The organism is Streptomyces torulosus (genome assembly GCF_001419765.1).
GTDB classification, from domain to species: domain Bacteria; phylum Actinomycetota; class Actinomycetes; order Streptomycetales; family Streptomycetaceae; genus Streptomyces; species Streptomyces torulosus.
The window spans coordinates 1-16,781 of the sequence record NZ_LIRK01000378.1 but is presented as its reverse complement, the minus strand read 5'-3'; the positions used below and the strand labels follow the sequence as shown (position 1 = coordinate 16,781).

The following is a 16,781-nucleotide window of genomic DNA, read 5'->3' as shown; positions in this document are numbered from 1 at the left end:
TGAGGACACCGCGCGGCCCCCAGGAGGGGGCCGCGCGGTGTCCTCAGCATCCCGCTGATCCGGGCGACGGTCCAGGCACCCTCGGCACCCCGGCGGTCACGGCTCGCTCTGCGGGTAACCGTCGTGCGCGGCCAGGTCCTTGTTGATGTCCTCGACCGCCGCGTCCAGCGTCTTCTCGACCGGGGCCCCCGCGAAGACGCTGTCGGCGACCGCGCGGGAGAACGCCTTGGTGATCGCCGGGTACGCGGGGGTCTGCGGCCGGGGCCGGGCGACACCGCCGCGCAGCTGCTCGATGAACAGCCGCTCCGGACCGTTCTCGTCGAACTTCGTGGAGAGGCCGACCGCCCGTTCCGTCCCGGGGATCGCCCCGTTGGCCTCGCTCATCCGCAACACCTGCTCCGGCCGCAGCAGATACTCCAGGAACCGCCACACCGCATCGCCGTCCGCGCCGCCGGAGGGGATGCCCCACTGCCAGGAGCCCATCCCGGTGGCGGTGCCGGCGCCGAAGTCGGGCAGCGGCACGATCGCCACGTCCCCGGGGTGCGCCGCGCTGAACTCGCCGTACTTCCAGTGCCCCATCCAGGAGAGGGGGGTGCGTCCCTTCACGAACGCGTTCTTGTTCCTGTCCCGGTCGACGTATCCCTCCTTCACCCAGCTCTGCAGGGTGGTGAGCGCCTTCACGGTTTCGGGGCCGTTGAGGAAGCCGTCCGCCGTGCGGAACCCCTTGGGGTCGATGAGGTCGCCGCCGGCCGACCACACGGCCGGCGCGAAGGCGTACGTGTTCCACTCGTCGGGGCTCGCCGAGTCGACGAAGTTGAGGTCGAGGGGCGCCTCGTACCCCTCGGCCCGCAGCTTGCGCAGGATCCCCGTCAGCTCGTCGGCGGTCCAGGCGTCCCCGGTGCCCTTCGGGATCCGGATCCCGGCCTTGCGGAGCACCGAGGGCCGTACGTACAGACCGAGCCCGGAGTCGAAGGTTCCGACCCCCCACAACCGGCCGTCGTACGTGCCCTGCTGCCGGACCGAGGGCAGCAGGTCCTCGCGGACCCCGGCGGGCACACAGGAGTCGATCGGCTTCAGCTTGCCGGACCAGGCGTAGCTGTAGAGGTTCGGACCGTCGAAGTCGAGGAGATCCGGGAGGTCTCCGCTGGCCGCCGCGGACAGGACGAGTTCGGTGTACGGGCGCTGCTCGGGCAGGGTCACCAGTTCGACCCGTACCTGCCGCTGGGCCTTGTTGAACTCCTTGACCTGGCTGCGCAGGGTGCTCTGCTCACCGCTCTGCCCGGCGTGGAACCACAGGGTGATGTGGACGGTGCCGTCGATCCTGCCGTCGCAGGTCGTGTCGCCCGCCGCCTTGCCGTCCGCGCCCTGCCGGTCCTCCTCGTCACCGGCGCTGCATCCGGCCAGTAACAGTGCCACCGCCGACATTCCCGCCACCAGGCCACGACGGATCTGACGTCTCCCGACGCCGTAGTGCGACGCGTTCATCGCGTATTACTCCCATTCGACCGGGCCATTCGGCCCCCAGGGCAGCGACATGCTACTCCCCGTGGCTTGTTCGATTCCCTCGGTGAGTGGGAACGGATCGAATCGGCAAGGGACATCAGCACATTCCACGTAACGGGGCACGCGCCGGGGGGACACTTTCCGGCTGACCGGGATGTGGTTCCGTCACCGGCCCGGGGAGGCTGTCAGCATGTCCACGCGCTGTCTAATCGTCGACGACAGTGCCCGATTCCTGGAGGCCGCCCGGACCCTCCTCGAACGCGACGGGATCCTGGTCGTCGGCGTGGCGTCCACCGGCGCGGAGGCTCTCGCGCGGACCGCGGAACTGGCGCCGGACGTCGTGCTGCTGGACCTCGACCTCGCCGGCGAGAGCGGACTGGACCTCGCGCCGGTGCTCGCCCGCACTTCACCGTCGGCCGTGATCGTCCTGACGTCCGCGCACCCCCTGGAGGACGTCCGGGAACTGGTCGCGGCCGCTCCGGCGCGCGGATTCCTTCACAAGTCGAGGCTCTCGGGACAGGCGCTGCGCGACCTGCTGGGGCCCGGTCCGGGGTCCCCGGAGCGCTGAGGATCTTGCCGTCGGTGTCCGGCCATGTCCCGCCCCGGGTGTTGTCGGGACTTTGTCAACACGCTTCAATGCGGGGGAACTCAGGGCGGGGAACGCCGTCCTACGGATGTGAAGACGGACGGTCGCCGAGAGCTCCGCGCGTCCGCGGGGCGCCCCGACCGGCCCACGCGTGGTCCGACCAGCCGACGCGCACCTCACAGAAGGGCTCCTCCATGCGGCACGCCACAGAGCACGCCGACGTCGCGGCGATCGCGAACGTCGCCACCGCGGAGTTGGAGTCGGCCCTGCGGGGTGGCCCCTTCCATGTGGCGCTGCGCGCCGCGATCGCCGCGCGCGGCCTGCCGTTGCAGCGGGTGCAGCACCATCTGTCGCGCCACGGGGTCAAGGTCGGGGTGACCAGCCTGAGTTACTGGCAGCAGGGCGCCCGGCGCCCGCAGCGCCCCGAGTCGCTGCGGGCGGTGCGAGCCCTGGAGGAGATCCTCCAACTGCCGGACGAGTCGCTGATCCGTCTGCTGGCCCGGTCCGAGGAGCCCTCCGGGCCGGGCCGCGGCACCGGCCGTTCCTACCGCTCCCTCGTCGATGCCTCGGGTGTCCTGGAGCGGCTCCTCGGCGAGCTGGGGTCGCCGCTCGACGGCGGGGTGCACACCATCGGCCATCACGAGCGGGTGCGCGTCGGCGCGCACCGGGAGCTGCAGGGCCGCGAGTCGCAGCACATCGTGCGGGCGCACCGGGACGGCGTGGACCGCTATGTGGCCGTCCACCACGGCGACCCGGGCTGCGCCCCGGAGCGGATGGCGGTCCGCGCCCTGGAGAACTGCCGCCGGGGCCGGGTGCGCTGGGACGACGACACGGGGGTCCTGGTCGCCGAGTTCCTCTTCGACACCCGGCTGCGCAGCGGCGACACGTTCCTGTTCCGTTACGGCGTCGACGACGGCACGGCCGGGGTGTGCACCGAGTACGTCCGCGGTTTCCGGTCGGGGGGCGGGCAGTACGCCCTCCAGGTGCGGTTCGACGAGCGGGCGCTGCCGGTGCGCTGCCACCGGTTCAGCCAGCACTCGCCGGCCTCCGCGCGCGGAGGGCGACAGGCCCTCCCCCTGAGCGGACGGCACCGCTCGGTGCACCTGGTGGAGCCCCGGGTACGCACGGGCGTCCTCGGGATCGGCTGGGAGTGGGAGTGAGGGGAACGGGGGGCCGGGGTGTCCTCCTCCCTGCCCAGGCCGGAGGCGCGGGCCGGAGTGTCCTCCCCCGGGCCTCGGTCGGGGTCGCCCGTCCCGGCGCGAAAACCTCTGAGGTACCTTCCGGCGGAGACTTCCCAGAAAGGACCCCTTCGTGATCGTCGTCGCCGGTGAAGCCCTGATCGACCTGGTCCCCAGGGGTTCGGGTCCGCTCGTGGATCTGCGGCCGGCGCGCGGCGGCGGGCCGTACAACACGGCGGTCGCCCTGGGCCGTCTCGGCTCCCCCACGGCGTTCTGCTCCCGTGTGTCGTACGACGCCTACGGCGAGGCCCTGCTGACCGGGTTGCGCGAGGCCGGTGTGGACGTGACCTCGGTGCAGCGCGGCCCGGAGCCGACGACGCTGGCGCTGGCCTCGATCGGCGAGGACGGCTCCGCCCGCTACTCCTTCTACGTGGAGGGCAGCGCCGACCGCCTGTTCGAGGCCCCCGAGCAGCTCCCCGCGGGTACCCGCGCCGTCTCCTTCGGCACCTGCTCACTGGTCCTGGAGCCGGGGGCAAGCGCGTACGAGGAGCTGCTGCACGGCGCGGCCGCACGCGGCGTCTTCACCTCCCTCGACCCCAACATCCGGCCCGGTCTCATCGCCGACCCGGCCGCCCATCGCGCCCGCTTCAAGAGCTGGCTGCCCTCGGTGTCGCTGCTGAAGCTGTCCGAGGAGGACGCCGAGTGGCTGGGCGGCACCCCGGACCAGTGGCTGACCTGCGGCCCCTCGGCCGTCGTGGTGACCCGGGGCGGGGAGGGGCTGACCGCCTACACGCGCGGCGGGGCCGAGCACCGTGTGCCGGGCGAGAAGGTCGATGTCGTCGACACCATCGGCGCCGGTGACACGGTGAACGCGGCCCTCCTGCACGGCCTGTCCGTGCGTGACGCCCTGTCCGCGGCCTCGCTCGCGGCCCTGACCGCCGAGGACTGGGGCGGACTGCTCCGCTTCGCCGCCCGCGCGGCCGCGGTCACCTGCTCCCGAGCGGGCGCGGACGCGCCGTACGCGTCCGAGGTGGGCGGGGACTGATCCGCCCAGGAAGTGGTGGAACGAGCAGTGCCCCGCGGGGAGGTTCCCGCGGGGCACGCTGTTCTTCCGGGTCGGGCAGGGTCAGGCCTTGCGGGCCCTCGTGGTCTTCTTCGCGGGAGCCGCCTTCTTCGTGGCCGCGGCCGTCTTCTTGGCCGCGGCCGTCTTCTTGGCCGCCGTGGACCCGGTGGTCCTCGTGGTGCGGGCGGTGGCGGTCTTCTTGGCCGTCGACCCGGCGGCGACGGCCTTCTTGGCCGTGGACCCGCGCGGCGCCTTCACCGGTGAGGCGTCGCTGATCCGGTCGGCGCCGAGGATCTCGCGCAGGAACTTGCCGGTGTGGCTGGCCGGGACCCCGGCGATCTGCTCGGGCGTGCCCTCGGCGACGACGAGACCACCGCCGGCGCCGCCCTCGGGACCCATGTCGACGATCCAGTCGGCGGTCTTGATGACGTCGAGGTTGTGCTCGATGACGATGACCGTGTTGCCCTTGTCCACCAGGCCGGACAGCACCTTGAGGAGCTTGCTGATGTCCTCGAAGTGGAGACCGGTGGTCGGCTCGTCCAGGACGTAGACCGTGCGGCCGGTGGAGCGCTTCTGCAGCTCGCTGGCGAGCTTCACGCGCTGCGCCTCGCCGCCGGACAGGGTCGTCGCCGCCTGGCCGAGGCGGACGTAGCCGAGGCCGACGTCCTTCAGGGTGTTGAGGTGACGGGCGATCGCGGGGACGGCCTCGAAGAAGCCCGTGGCCTCCTCGATCGGCATGTTCAGCACCTCGGCGATGGACTTGCCCTTGTAGTGGACCTCCAGGGTCTCCCGGTTGTACCGGGCGCCGTGGCAGACCTCGCACGGGACGTAGACGTCCGGGAGGAAGTTCATCTCGATCTTGATGGTGCCGTCGCCCGCGCAGTTCTCGCAGCGGCCGCCCTTGACGTTGAAGGAGAAGCGGCCGGGCAGATAGCCGCGGACCTTCGCCTCGGTGGTCTCGGCGAACAGCTTGCGGATGTGGTCGAAGACGCCGGTGTAGGTCGCCGGGTTGGACCGGGGGGTGCGGCCGATGGGCGACTGGTCGACGTGCACGACCTTGTCGACGAGGTCGTCGCCGTCCACGCGCGTGTGCCGTCCCGGTACGTTCCTCGCGCCGTTCAGCTCGCGGGCGAGGTGGGTGTACAGGATGTCGTTGACCAGCGTGGACTTGCCGGAGCCCGAGACGCCCGTGACGGCCGTGAAGACACCGAGCGGGAAGGACACGTCGATGTCCTGGAGGTTGTTCTCCCGGGCGCCGTGCACGGTGAGCCGGCGGGTCGGGTCGAGCGGGCGGCGGATGTCGGGCAGCGGGATGGCCTTCCTGCCCGAGAGGTACTGCCCGGTCTGCGACTCGGTGTTCGCCAGCAGCTCCTTCAGGGAGCCGCTGTGCACGACCTTGCCGCCGTGCTCACCGGCACCGGGGCCGATGTCGACGACCCAGTCGGCGGTCTTGATCGTGTCCTCGTCGTGCTCGACGACGATGAGCGTGTTGCCCATGTCGCGGAGCCGGACCAGGGTCTCGATGAGCCGGTGGTTGTCCCGCTGGTGCAGACCGATGGAGGGCTCGTCGAGGACGTAGAGCACGCCGACGAGTCCCGAGCCGATCTGGGTGGCGAGGCGGATGCGCTGGGCCTCACCGCCGGAGAGGGTGCCGGCCGCGCGGTTCAGCGAGAGGTAGTCCAGGCCGACGTCGACCAGGAACCGCAGCCGTTCGTTGACCTCCTTCAGCACGCGCTCGGCGATCTTCTTGTCGCGGGCGGTGAGCTTCAGCTCGCCCAGGAAGTCCGCGCAGTCGCTGATGGACATCGCGGAGACCTCGGCGATCGACTTCTCCATGATCGTGACCGCGAGGACGATCGGCTTCAGACGGGTGCCCTCACAGGTGGGGCAGGGCACCTCGCGCATATAGCCCTCGAAGCGCTCCCGGCTGGCGTCGCTCTCGGCCTCGCTGTGCCGCCGCTTGACGAAGGGGACGGCGCCCTCGAAGGCGGTGGTGTAGACCCGCTCGCGGCCGTAGCGGTTGCGGTAGCGGACCTCGATCTGCGTCTTGTGGCCGTACAGCAGGGCCTTCTTCGCGCGCTGCGGGAGGCCGGCGAAGGGGATGTCGGTCCGGAAGCCCAGCGCGTCGGCGAGCGCGCCGATGAGGCGGCCGAAGTAGTCCTTGGTGTGGCCGTGCGACCAGGGGTGGATGGCGCCCTCGTCGAGCGACTTGTCCTCGTCCGGGACGATCAGCTCCGGGTCGACCTCCATGCGCGTGCCGATGCCGGTGCAGTCGGGGCAGGCGCCGAAGGGCGAGTTGAAGGAGAAGGAGCGGGGCTCCAGCTCCTCGAAGGACAGGTCGTCGTACGGGCAGTACAGGTGCTCCGAGAACATGCGCTCGCGCTCGGGGTCGTCCTCGGGGAGGTCGACGAAGTCGAGCACGACCATGCCGCCGGACAGGCCGAGGGCGGTCTCCACGGAGTCGGTGAGCCGGCGCTTGGCGGAGTCCTTCACCGTGAGGCGGTCGACGACCACCTCGATGGTGTGCTTCTCCTGCTTCTTCAGGGTGGGCGGGCTGGAGAGCTGGACGGTCTCGCCGTCCACCCGCGCGCGGCTGTAGCCCTTGGTCTGGAGGTCCGCGAAGAGGTCGACGAACTCGCCCTTGCGCTCCCGCACCAGCGGGGACAGCACCTGGAAGCGGCTGCCCTCGGGCAGCTCCAGCACGCGGTCGACGATGGCCTGCGGCGACTGGCGGGAGATCGGGCGGCGGCACTGGGGGCAGTGCGGCTTGCCGATGCGCGCGAAGAGCAGCCGGAGGTAGTCGTAGACCTCGGTGATCGTGCCGACCGTCGAGCGCGGGTTGCGCGAGGTCGACTTCTGGTCGATGGAGACCGCCGGGGACAGGCCCTCGATGAAGTCGACGTCCGGCTTGTCCATCTGCCCGAGGAACTGCCGGGCGTAGGAGGACAGCGACTCGACGTACCGGCGCTGGCCCTCCGCGAAGATCGTGTCGAAGGCCAGCGAGGACTTGCCCGACCCCGACAGGCCCGTGAAGACGATGAGCGAGTCGCGTGGGAGGTCGAGCGAGACGTTCTTCAGGTTGTGCTCGCGCGCGCCACGGACGATGAGACGGTCGGCCACGCCGGTCCGCACCTTTCTTGAGTGAAGTGACAGGAGCGGAGCCCCCGTCCTTCTCAGACTAGGGGGAGCCACTGACAGCGCCGGTCCTGTTTCCCCGTTCCACAACAATCCCGGGCCTTCCAGCATGCCCGACGCAGGACTCGACCATATAGCACGTGCATTCGATTTCAGTCCGGGGTCCACCACCTTCACCCGAAGGAGTGGCGGAAGCTAGGGTCGGCGTCATGACGTTTCACGCGCGTGACCTGGACTCTGTACGGGAAGCGACCGAGCGGCTCCTCACCGCAGTCGCCAAGATGGACAACGCGGCTGTGACCCAGCCGTCACGGCTGCCCGGCTGGACCCGCGGCCATGTCCTCGCCCACCTCGCCCGCAACGCCGAGGCGATCGTGAACGTCCTGGAGGGGCGTCCCATGTACGTGTCCGGCGAGGCCCGGGACGCCGACATCGAGCGGGACGCGCCCCGACCCCTGGAAGACCACCTCACGGACCTGCGGGAGAGCGCGAACCGCTTCCAGGATGCCGCCTCCGTCCCCGGGGACTGGTCGCGCACGGTCGAGCTGCGCAACGGCGTCACGGACTCGGCGTCGCGGGTGCCGTTCCGGCGCTGGATCGAGGTGGAGCTGCACCACGTGGACCTCGGCATCGGGTACGAGCTGGAGGACCTGCCGGAGGAATTCACGCAACGCGAGATCAACTTCCTGACCGAGCGGTTCCGCGACCACCCCGCTGTCCCGGCGGTGACGATCAAGCAGGACGACGGGCGGCTCCTGTTCACCGGAGCCGTGAAGGGCCTCACCCCGGAGCAGCTGGAGAGCGGCAGCCACTCGCTCATGGTCACCGGCCGCAAGGCCGACCTCCTCGGCTGGCTCGCCGGACGACGCGACGGCACCGCCCTGCGCGTCGAGGGCGGCACCCTGCCGTCCCTGCCCTCGCTGTAGCGACCGCGCGTCCCTCCGCGACCTAGACTGACAGCCATGACGTACAGCGGAGCGGTGAAGGTCGGCGGCCCTGCGGATGTGCACGAGCTGCCGGGCCTGATGATCTCCAAGGTCGCGGTGGGACCGATGGACAACAACGCCTATCTGTTGCGCTGCCGGGCCACGGACGAGCAGTTGCTGATCGACGCCGCGAACGACGCCGGCACCCTGCTCACGCTGATCGGTGACGACGGCATCGCGTCCGTCGTCACCACGCATCAGCACGGTGACCACTGGCAGGCGCTCGCCGAGGTGGTGGCGGCCACAGGAGCTCGTACGTATGCGGGGCGGGACGACGCCGAGGGCATCCCGGTGCCGACCGATGTGCTCGTCGACGACGGCGACACCATCCGGGTGGGGCGCGTGGAGCTGACCGCGCGCCACCTGGTGGGCCACACGCCGGGTTCGATCGCCCTGGTCTACGACGACCCGCACGGGCATCCCCATGTGTTCACCGGGGACTGCCTCTTCCCGGGCGGCCCTGGTCGGACAACACGTCCCCAGGACTTCGAGTCGTTGATGTCGGGCCTGGAGGCGAAGGTCTTCGTACTCCCGGACGAGACCTGGATCTACCCGGGCCACGGCAACGACACCACGCTCGGCGCCGAGCGGCCTCACCTCGGCGCGTGGCACGAGCGGGGCTGGTAGGTCGGTGCCAGCGAGAGGGAGGGTCTGCGGCTCCCACACATGATGGTCCTCCGCGCGCACATGATGGTCCTCCGCGCGCGCATGATGGTCCTCCGCGCGGCCACAGGACACATCCGCCTGGACGTCGAGCTCGATGCCCTCGTCGGCGAGCTGCTCGGTATCACCATGCACGCCGACGCAATGCCGTGGCAGTGGACGCCACAGCACGTCGACGAATGGTCGGCCGATCCGCGGGCCGTGCACGGCTGTGTCCGCTCCACCCTGCGCAACCACCAGAGCTCAGCTTGAGGAGCGGTGAAAGTCGGACTCAGGCATGGGGGACGACAGCCACGGGGCAGCGTCCGTGGTGGAGGGCGGCGTGGGCGACGTGGCTCAGCAGCGGTCCCGTGTGCGCGTGCCGGTGCACGCGCCGGCCGACGACCAGCAGCCCGGCGTCCGCGGTGGCCTGCACGACGGCCTTGGCGGGGCTCGTGAGACGGACACTGTCGGACACGTCCACCCCCGGGTACTTCTCCTGCCAGGGTCGGAGCGCCTTGTCCAGTTCCTTCTGGCCGTTCCTCGTCATCTCCTCGGTGGCGTCGTGGTCCACACCCCAGGGGGTGCGCGCGTGGAGCGGCACGCTGCGGCCGAGGACGGCCAGCAGGGGAGCGCCCCGCGCGGCGGCGGTGTGGAAGGCGAAGTCGAGCAACTCGTCGCAGGACCCGCGCGGTTCCACCGCCACGACCACGCGGCTCGCGGTTGCGGGAGGCGGGTGCTCCTTTTCCGGGACCGTGCGGACCACGACGACGGGCCGGTCGGCGCGTGCCACGACCGGGAGGCTGACGTCGCCCAGGAAGTAGCTCGAGAAGGTCTCCAGCCTCCGGGAGCCGAGCACGAGCATCTCGGAATCCGACGCCGCCCGCAGCAGGGCCTCCCGGGCGTCCTCGGCGACCAGGCTGCCCACGACCGTCAGGCCCGGATGGCGTGCCTGCAGCTCCGACTGCGCGGTGTGGACCAGACGCTTCGCCCAGTAGTTCTGGTCGACTTCGGAGGGCCCGCGGGCCGGTTCCGGCACGAGCATCGGCCACGCGTGCAGCAGCCGCAGGGTGAGCTTGCGCTTCTCGGCCTCGTCGGCGGCCCAGCGGGCGGCGGTGAGGCTCTCTGGTGAGCCGTCGAGGCCCACGGTGACGACTGGTTGCATGGCGGCGGCCTCCGTCTCGTACGAAGCTGGACATGACGGTGAACGAGTCCGGGGACGAGCCGTCCGAACGTCGCCGGCGGGCCGAGCGTGGTGCGTTTCTCTCCCTTCGAGAAGTACACCAATCGCCTGCGGCGCGCATGTGGACCTAGGGAGGACAGGACACGAGAGGAGACCGGAACGGTGACGTTTCCGGGTCTGAGTAGGTGGGGCACAGGAAATCCCGGCGAGAACGATCATGGTCGTTCAGCAGGCGCGATCGGTCTGGTGCGGGAGTTCGGAGCTGGCGCCCTCAGGCGAGTCGCGGCACGGTTCGACCGCCCGACCGAGACCATCCGCACACGGCTCGCCCGACCGCGCGGGGAAGGACGGCTCGCCCCGCGGCGAAAGGCCGCGCCGGAGGCGAACCCGGGCCCAAGCTCCTCGTGTACCGAATGGCCCACGCGTCCGGCGTGGCCGCCCCCGAGGTAGGGGTGCACATCCCGGACGACGAGACCGACGCGCAGAGAGAAGCACGTGAGCGGCGCATGTAAGACTGGCGCGCGGGGGTTGGTGAACGCCCGTGTGCCGTACGGCAGTTGCCGAGCCGTACGACGGGGGCGCGAGGCGCGCTCTCACGCGCCCCGTGTGAATCGAACACACACGCCGGTGTCACGCGCGCGCTCCCGGCGCACGCCCTGGCGTAGTCCACTGGAGGACAGGTCCGCACGGGATGACGGCTCCCGCGCGGATGGGCCGCCGGCCTCCCAATCCCCGCCCTCGGCCGGCGGCCCCGCCCGTGACCCCCACACCGTCCGCACGTGCTCCGCGCAAGCGCTCTCCACCGTCCGCGCGCACGCGCCGCCCGGGCCCCCTGACGAGGGTTCACAGGATTGCAACACGCGTTCCCACTATGCGGACAATTGCCGACGTGACCTCGACAAACGAGACGTGGCGCTGTCAGTCTCGCGCCATGCGTCCTGCCCTTCGAGCCCCGCGCCCGTCCCGTCGCGCCGTCTCCGCCGCCACCGTCGCCCTGTTCGCCACGGTCGCCGTCGGGTGCGCCCCGCAGCCGGAGGAGGACACGTCCGGCAAAGCCTCCGCCTCGGCGACCGGGGCGGCCTGTGCCAAGGGCGAGTTGCGTACCGAGGCGTCCGGGAAGCTCACCGTCGCCACCGACTCCCCCGCGTACGAGCCCTGGTTCAAGGACGACGACCCGAAGAACGGCGAGGGCTTCGAGTCGGCGGTCGCGTACGCCGTGGCGAAGCAGCTCGGCTACGACAAGGCGGACGTCGTCTGGCAGTCCGTGCCCTTCAACAAGGCGTTCGCGCCGGGTGAGAAGACCTTCGACTTCGACATCAACCAGGTGTCCGTCAGCGACGAGCGCAAGAAGGCCGTGGACTTCTCGTCCGGGTACTACGACGTGCGCCAGGCCGTCATCGCCCTGAAGGGCTCCAAGGCCGCGAAGGCGAAGAGCGTCGCCGACCTCAAGGGCCTCCACCTGGGCGCCCAGGTCGGCACGACCAGCCTCGACTACATCGACGACGTGGTGAAGCCCGGCCAGGACCCCGCCGCCTACGCCAAGAACGACCAGGCCAAGTCCGCGCTGAAGAACGGCCAGATCGACGCGATCGTCGTCGACCTGCCCACCGCGTTCTACATCACCGCGGCCGAGGTGACGGACGCGACGATCGTCGGCCAGTTCGAGAACAAGGGTGGCACCCCCGAGCAGTTCGGTCTGGTCCTCGACAAGGGCAGCGCCCTGACGCCGTGCGTGACGGCGGCCGTGGACGCCCTGCGCGAGGACGGCACCCTGGCGAAAATCGAGCAGAAGTGGCTCTCCGACGCCGTCGACGCCCCGGTGCTCAAGTGACCGTCGTGAAGGAGGAGTCGGGCCGGGACGGCGCGGACGACGACGGCGGCATGCCCGGCGGGGACGACGGCTACGTCCCCTCCGCGCGACGGCTCGACCGGGAGCGGTACAAGCGCGCCCGGTCCCGGCGCGCCACGGGCATCGCCGCCCTGTCGACCCTCGTCACGGCCGTCGTCCTCTATGTGGTCGTCGTCAACGCGCCCGGCTGGCCGCGCACCAAGGAGACGTTCTTCAGCGCCGAGTACGCGCGCGAGGCGCTGCCCAAGGTGCTCGAAGGGCTCTGGCTCAACGTCCGGCTGCTGCTGGTGTGCGGTGCCGCCGTGCTCGTTCTCGGCATGCTCATCGCCGTCGCGCGGACCCTGCGCGGCCCGGTGTTCTTCCCAGTGCGGGCGCTGGCCGCCGCGTACACCGACTTCTTCCGCGGTCTCCCGCTGATCATCAATCTGATGATCGTCGTCCTGGGGGTCCCGGCGCTCCGCCTCCAGGGCGTGACCGTCGACCCGGTCCTGCTCGGCGGCACCGCGCTGACGCTGACGTACTCGGCGTACGTCGCCGAGGTGTTCCGCGCCGGCATCGAGTCCGTGCACCCCTCGCAGCGCGCGGCGGCCCGCTCGCTGGGCCTCACCAACCGACAGGCGCTGCGACACGTCGTGCTGCCCCAGGCGGTGCGCCGTCAGGTGCCGCCGCTCCTCAACGACCTGGTGTCGCTCCAGAAGGACACCGGTCTGGTCTCGATCGGCGGCGCGATCGACGCGGTGCGCGCCGCCGACATCATCGTGGGCCGCAGCCTCAACTACACGCCGTACATCGTCTCGGGACTGGTCTTCGTCGCCCTGACCATCCCGATGACCCGCCTCACCGACTGGGTCACGGCCCGGACGGACCGGCGGCGGGCCCAGGGAGGGACGATATGAGCGACGCTCCGAAGGCGGCCGAGGTGTCCGAGGTGTCCGAGGTGTCCGACGCCCCCGTGCTGCGGATGGAGTCCGTCCGCAAGACCTTCGGCGGTTCGCCCGTCCTGCGGGACGTCGACCTGGAGGTCGCCCCGCACACCGTGACGGCCCTGATCGGCGCCTCCGGGTCCGGCAAGTCGACGCTGCTGCGCTGCGCCAACCTGCTGGAGGAGATCGACGACGGGGCGATCTGGCTGGACGGCGAGGAGATCACCGACCCGCGGGTGGACCAGGACGCGGTACGGCGCCGTATCGGTGTGGTCTTCCAGTCGTACAACCTGTTCCCGCACATGACCGTCCTGGAGAACATCACCCTCGCCCCGCGCCGGGTGCACGGCGTGGGCCGGGCGGAGGCGGAGGAGCGGGCCCGTGAGCTGCTCGACCGGCTGGGGCTCGGCGCCAGGGCGGGCGAGTACCCGGACCGGCTGAGCGGCGGGCAGCAGCAACGCGTGGCGATCGTCCGCGCGTTGGCCGTACGGCCCCGGCTGCTGCTCCTCGACGAGATCACCGCCGCCCTCGACCCGGAGCTCGTGGGCGAGGTGCTCACCGTCGTCCGGGACCTGAAGGACGAGGGCATGACCATGGTCCTCGCCACGCACGAGATGGGCTTCGCCCGCGATGTCGCCGACCAGGTCTGTTTCCTGGACGGCGGGGTGGTGCTGGAGCGCGGGACCGCCGAGGCGATCTTCGGCGACCCGCGGCAGGAGCGCACCCGGCGCTTCCTGCGACGGATCGTGGAGTCGGGCCGCCTGTGAGGCGGTGGATCGTGGAGTCGGGCCGCCTGCGAGGCGGTGGTCGCCGTCCTCGACGGTCGCGCGGTCGTCAGGCTTCGGCCGTGCCCGCGCCCACCAGCGCGGCCACCCGCTCCACGCCGAACACATAGCCCTGCACCCCGCAGCCGGCGATGACACCGTCGGCGCGCAGCGAGACGTACGAGTGGTGCCGGAACGTCTCCCGCTGGTGGATGTTGGAGATGTGCACCTCCAGCACGGGCAGGCCGTCACAGGTGTTGAGGGCGTCCAGGATCGCCACGGAGGTGTGCGAGTAGGCGCCGGGGTTGATGACGATTCCGCAGTGGTTCAGCCGTGCCTCGTGGATCCAGTCGACCAGCTCGCCCTCGTGGTTGGACTGCCTGAGGTCGACCGTGCCGCCGTGTGCGGCCGCGGCCTTGGCGCACATGGCCTCCACGTCGGCGAGCGTGTCGGAACCGTAGATCTCGGGCTGCCGCTGGCCCAGCAGGTTCAGGTTGGGCCCGTTGAGGATCATGATCGGGGCGTTGGCGAGGCTGCGGGGCACGGTTCCTCCGGTCCGTTCGGGTGGGCGGCCCGCCGGGGCCGCTGCTCGGACCCGGTTTATCACGATGCGACGCCCTGGTGAGAGGCCCTAGCCTCCCGTCATGACCATGCCTATGTATCCCCCCAAGCCGTCTCCCGGCGACCGGGTGGCCGTCGTCTCACCCGGCGCCGGTCTGCCCGGACTGTTCCCCCGGCCCTTCGAACTCGGCCTGGAGCGGCTGCGGAAGGAGTACGGGCTCGAACCGGTCGAGTACCCGGCGACCCGAAGGATGGGGTCGACACCTCGGGAACGGGCCGACGACGTCCACGCGGCCTTCGCGGACCCGGACGTGAAGGCGGTGTTCACCTCCATCGGCGGCGACGACCAGATCACCGTCCTGCCGCTGCTGGACCGGGAGTTGATCCGGGCCAACCCCAAGCCGTTCTTCGGGGTCAGCGACAACACCAACCTGCTGGCGTTCCTGTACAACACCGGGATCGTCGGTTACCACGGCGGGACCGTGATGACCTCACTGGGCAGGCCCGGCGCCATGAACCCGGTGACCGCCGAGTCGCTGCGCGCCGCGCTGTTCACCTCGGGGCCGTACGAACTGCGGCCCGCCGAGCGCTTCAACGACATCGAGCGGGACTGGGCGGACCCGGCGACCTTCGACGCGGAGCCGGAGAGCCGGCCCGGCGCCGGATGGACCTGGCTGAACGCGGACCGCGTGGTGGAGGGCCGCGCCTGGGGTGGCTGTCTGGAGATCCTGGGCTGGCTGCTGATGGCCGACCGCGAGGTGCCGCGCGACCTGTCCGTCTTCGACGGGGGCGTGCTCTTCCTGGAGACCTCGGAGGAACTGCCGAGCGGCGAGGAGGTCTTCCGGACGCTGCGGAACATGGGTGAGCGCGGGCTGCTCGGGCGTTTCTCCGCGCTCCTGATGGGCCGCCCGAAGACCTGGTCCTTCGAGAAGCCCAACACCCCCGAGGACGCGGAGCGTTACGCCGCCGGCCAGCGGGAGGCGGTGCTGCGCGCGATGCGGGTGTACGCCCCGGACACCACGATCGTCTTCGACGTGGACCTCGGGCACACCGATCCGCAGGTCGTCATGCCCTACGGCGGTGCGGTCAGGGTCGACGGTCCCGCCCGGCGCATAACCGTGAGCTACTGACCACGGTTGACGCCCCCCGGGACACAGCACGTCGAGCGGGCCTCCGCGCGCCCCCGTAACCAGTTGTCACGGTGGGTGGTTGACGCTGCATGCACAGTGCACGCAACGGAGAACCGCCCTCCATGCCGCGACTCGCGGCCGCCTCGCTCGCCGGGACGGCCATCGAGTTCTACGACTTCTTCGTCTACGGGACGGCGGCGGCCCTCGTCCTGGGGCCGCTGTTCTTCCCGACGTTCTCGCCGCTGGCGGGCACCCTCGCGGCCTTCGCGACATTCGGGGTCGGCTTCGTGGCCCGGCCGCTGGGCTCGATGCTCTTCGGGCACATCGGGGACCGGCACGGGCGGCGCCCGGTCCTCGTCGCGTCCCTGCTGCTGACCGGGGGCGCGACCGTCGCCGTCGGCTGCGTCCCCACCTTCGACTCGATCGGTGTCACCGCCCCCTTCCTCCTGCTCGTCCTGCGCTTCCTGCAAGGGCTCGGGCTGGGCGGGGAGTGGGGCGGGGCGGTGCTGCTGACGGCGGAACACGCGCCGCCCGAGCGGCGCGGGCTGTGGTCGAGCTTCCCGCAGGTCGGCCCCGCGGTGGGCTTCCTGCTGGCCAACGGCGTGATGCTGGCGCTGGCGGCGACACTGACGGACGCCCAGTTCGCCTCCTGGGGATGGCGGGTGCCGTTCTGGGCGGCGGGCGTCCTGGCCGTGGCCGGGCTGTGGCTGCGTGCGTCGCTCGTGGAGAGCCCGCGGTTCCTGGAGATCGACGACCACGCGCGCGTGCCGCTCGCCGAGGTGGTGCGCGACCACTGGCGGCTCGTCCTGCTGACGGCCGGGGCGCTCTCCGTCGGGTACGCGGTGTTCTACACGGTGACGACGTGGTCCCTCGCCTACGGGACCGAGCGGCTCGGGGTGAGCCGTACCGTCATGCTGACGTGCGTCATGGGCGCCGTGGTCGTGAAGGGCGCCCTCACCCCGCTGGCCGCCGTGCTCGGCGACCGGTACGGACGGCGCCCCCTGTGCCTGGCCGGCTGCGCCGCCACCGTGCTGTGGATGTTCCCCCTGGTCGCGCTGCTGTCGACCGGCGAGCCCCTGCTCATGTTCCTCGGCTTCCTGGTGGCGATGCTCGCGTTCGTCACGATGTTCGCCGTCATCGCCGCGTATCTGCCGGAGCTGTACGAGCCCCGGGTGCGCTGCACGGGAGCCGCCGTGGGCTACAACCTCGGCGGGGTCGTCGGCGGCGCCCTCACTCCGATCGTGGCCACCGCCGTGTCCCAGGGCGGCCGGGTGCCCT

Annotated in this window: 15 protein-coding genes; 11 read left to right on the top strand and 4 right to left on the bottom strand. The window is 71.1% G+C overall.

Annotated elements, in window-relative coordinates:
- Positions 1 to 96 precede the first annotated feature (96 nt).
- Entirely contained in the window at positions 97 to 1,485 is a 1,389-nt protein-coding gene (locus AOK23_RS25655; protein ID WP_055715003.1) for an extracellular solute-binding protein, read from the bottom strand.
- Positions 1,486 to 1,693: 208 nt separating this feature from the next.
- On the opposite strand from AOK23_RS25655, the gene AOK23_RS25650 reads away from it, so the two are divergent.
- From AOK23_RS25650 to AOK23_RS25640, 3 genes are all read left to right on the top strand, one after another.
- Entirely contained in the window at positions 1,694 to 2,071 is a 378-nt protein-coding gene (locus AOK23_RS25650; protein ID WP_055715002.1) for a response regulator, read from the top strand.
- Between the two features lie 212 nt (positions 2,072 to 2,283).
- Positions 2,284 to 3,249, top strand: coding sequence for a hypothetical protein (locus AOK23_RS25645; RefSeq protein ID WP_055715001.1), 966 nt, complete (start codon positions 2,284 to 2,286; stop codon positions 3,247 to 3,249).
- 151 nt (positions 3,250 to 3,400) lie between these two features.
- The gene (locus AOK23_RS25640; RefSeq protein WP_055715000.1) at positions 3,401 to 4,312 is read left to right on the top strand and encodes a carbohydrate kinase family protein; all 912 of its coding nucleotides are present in this window, start codon (positions 3,401 to 3,403) and stop codon (positions 4,310 to 4,312) included.
- A gap of 81 nt (positions 4,313 to 4,393) precedes the next feature.
- On the opposite strand, the gene uvrA is transcribed toward AOK23_RS25640, so the two are convergent.
- On the bottom strand, positions 4,394 to 7,450 hold the full coding sequence (gene uvrA, locus AOK23_RS25635) for an excinuclease ABC subunit UvrA (protein ID WP_055715004.1): 3,057 nt from the start codon (positions 7,448 to 7,450) through the stop codon (positions 4,394 to 4,396).
- Positions 7,451 to 7,674: 224 nt separating this feature from the next.
- Between uvrA and AOK23_RS25630 the strand changes: the two genes are divergently transcribed.
- Genes AOK23_RS25630 through AOK23_RS25620 form a run of 3 tightly spaced genes read left to right on the top strand, consistent with a single transcriptional unit; the run spans position 7,675 to position 9,366 of the window.
- Positions 7,675 to 8,391, top strand: coding sequence for a maleylpyruvate isomerase family mycothiol-dependent enzyme (locus AOK23_RS25630; RefSeq protein ID WP_055714999.1), 717 nt, complete (start codon positions 7,675 to 7,677; stop codon positions 8,389 to 8,391).
- 36 nt (positions 8,392 to 8,427) lie between these two features.
- Positions 8,428 to 9,078 (top strand): MBL fold metallo-hydrolase, encoded by a 651-nt coding sequence (locus AOK23_RS25625; protein ID WP_055714998.1) that lies wholly within the window; start codon positions 8,428 to 8,430, stop codon positions 9,076 to 9,078.
- Positions 9,079 to 9,117: 39 nt separating this feature from the next.
- Entirely contained in the window at positions 9,118 to 9,366 is a 249-nt protein-coding gene (locus AOK23_RS25620; protein ID WP_055714997.1) for a hypothetical protein, read from the top strand.
- A gap of 19 nt (positions 9,367 to 9,385) precedes the next feature.
- Here the strand turns inward: AOK23_RS25620 and AOK23_RS25615 are convergent, their stop codons facing one another.
- Entirely contained in the window at positions 9,386 to 10,258 is an 873-nt protein-coding gene (locus AOK23_RS25615) for a universal stress protein (protein ID WP_055714996.1), read from the bottom strand.
- A gap of 949 nt (positions 10,259 to 11,207) precedes the next feature.
- On the opposite strand from AOK23_RS25615, the gene AOK23_RS25610 reads away from it, so the two are divergent.
- The 3 genes from AOK23_RS25610 to AOK23_RS25600 are packed head-to-tail and all read left to right on the top strand — an operon-like array spanning position 11,208 to position 13,815.
- Entirely contained in the window at positions 11,208 to 12,107 is a 900-nt protein-coding gene (locus AOK23_RS25610; RefSeq protein WP_055714995.1) for an ABC transporter substrate-binding protein, read from the top strand.
- Positions 12,104 to 13,021: an amino acid ABC transporter permease gene (locus tag AOK23_RS25605; RefSeq protein ID WP_055714994.1), complete on the top strand. Its 918-nt coding sequence runs from the start codon at positions 12,104 to 12,106 to the stop codon at positions 13,019 to 13,021. Before AOK23_RS25610 ends, AOK23_RS25605 begins: the two co-directional genes overlap by 4 nt.
- Positions 13,018 to 13,815, top strand: coding sequence for an amino acid ABC transporter ATP-binding protein (locus tag AOK23_RS25600; protein WP_055714993.1), 798 nt, complete (start codon positions 13,018 to 13,020; stop codon positions 13,813 to 13,815). Before AOK23_RS25605 ends, AOK23_RS25600 begins: the two co-directional genes overlap by 4 nt.
- Positions 13,816 to 13,882: 67 nt before the next feature.
- Here the strand turns inward: AOK23_RS25600 and aroQ are convergent, their stop codons facing one another.
- Entirely contained in the window at positions 13,883 to 14,356 is a 474-nt protein-coding gene (aroQ, locus tag AOK23_RS25595) for a type II 3-dehydroquinate dehydratase (protein ID WP_055714992.1), read from the bottom strand.
- A gap of 100 nt (positions 14,357 to 14,456) precedes the next feature.
- Between aroQ and AOK23_RS25590 the strand changes: the two genes are divergently transcribed.
- Together AOK23_RS25590 and AOK23_RS25585 are read left to right on the top strand one after the other, a co-directional pair.
- Positions 14,457 to 15,503 (top strand): S66 family peptidase, encoded by a 1,047-nt coding sequence (locus AOK23_RS25590; RefSeq protein ID WP_055714991.1) that lies wholly within the window; start codon positions 14,457 to 14,459, stop codon positions 15,501 to 15,503.
- A gap of 122 nt (positions 15,504 to 15,625) precedes the next feature.
- Positions 15,626 to 16,781: MFS transporter (locus AOK23_RS25585; protein WP_055714990.1), on the top strand; the 1,156-nt coding region annotated here is incomplete at its 3' end.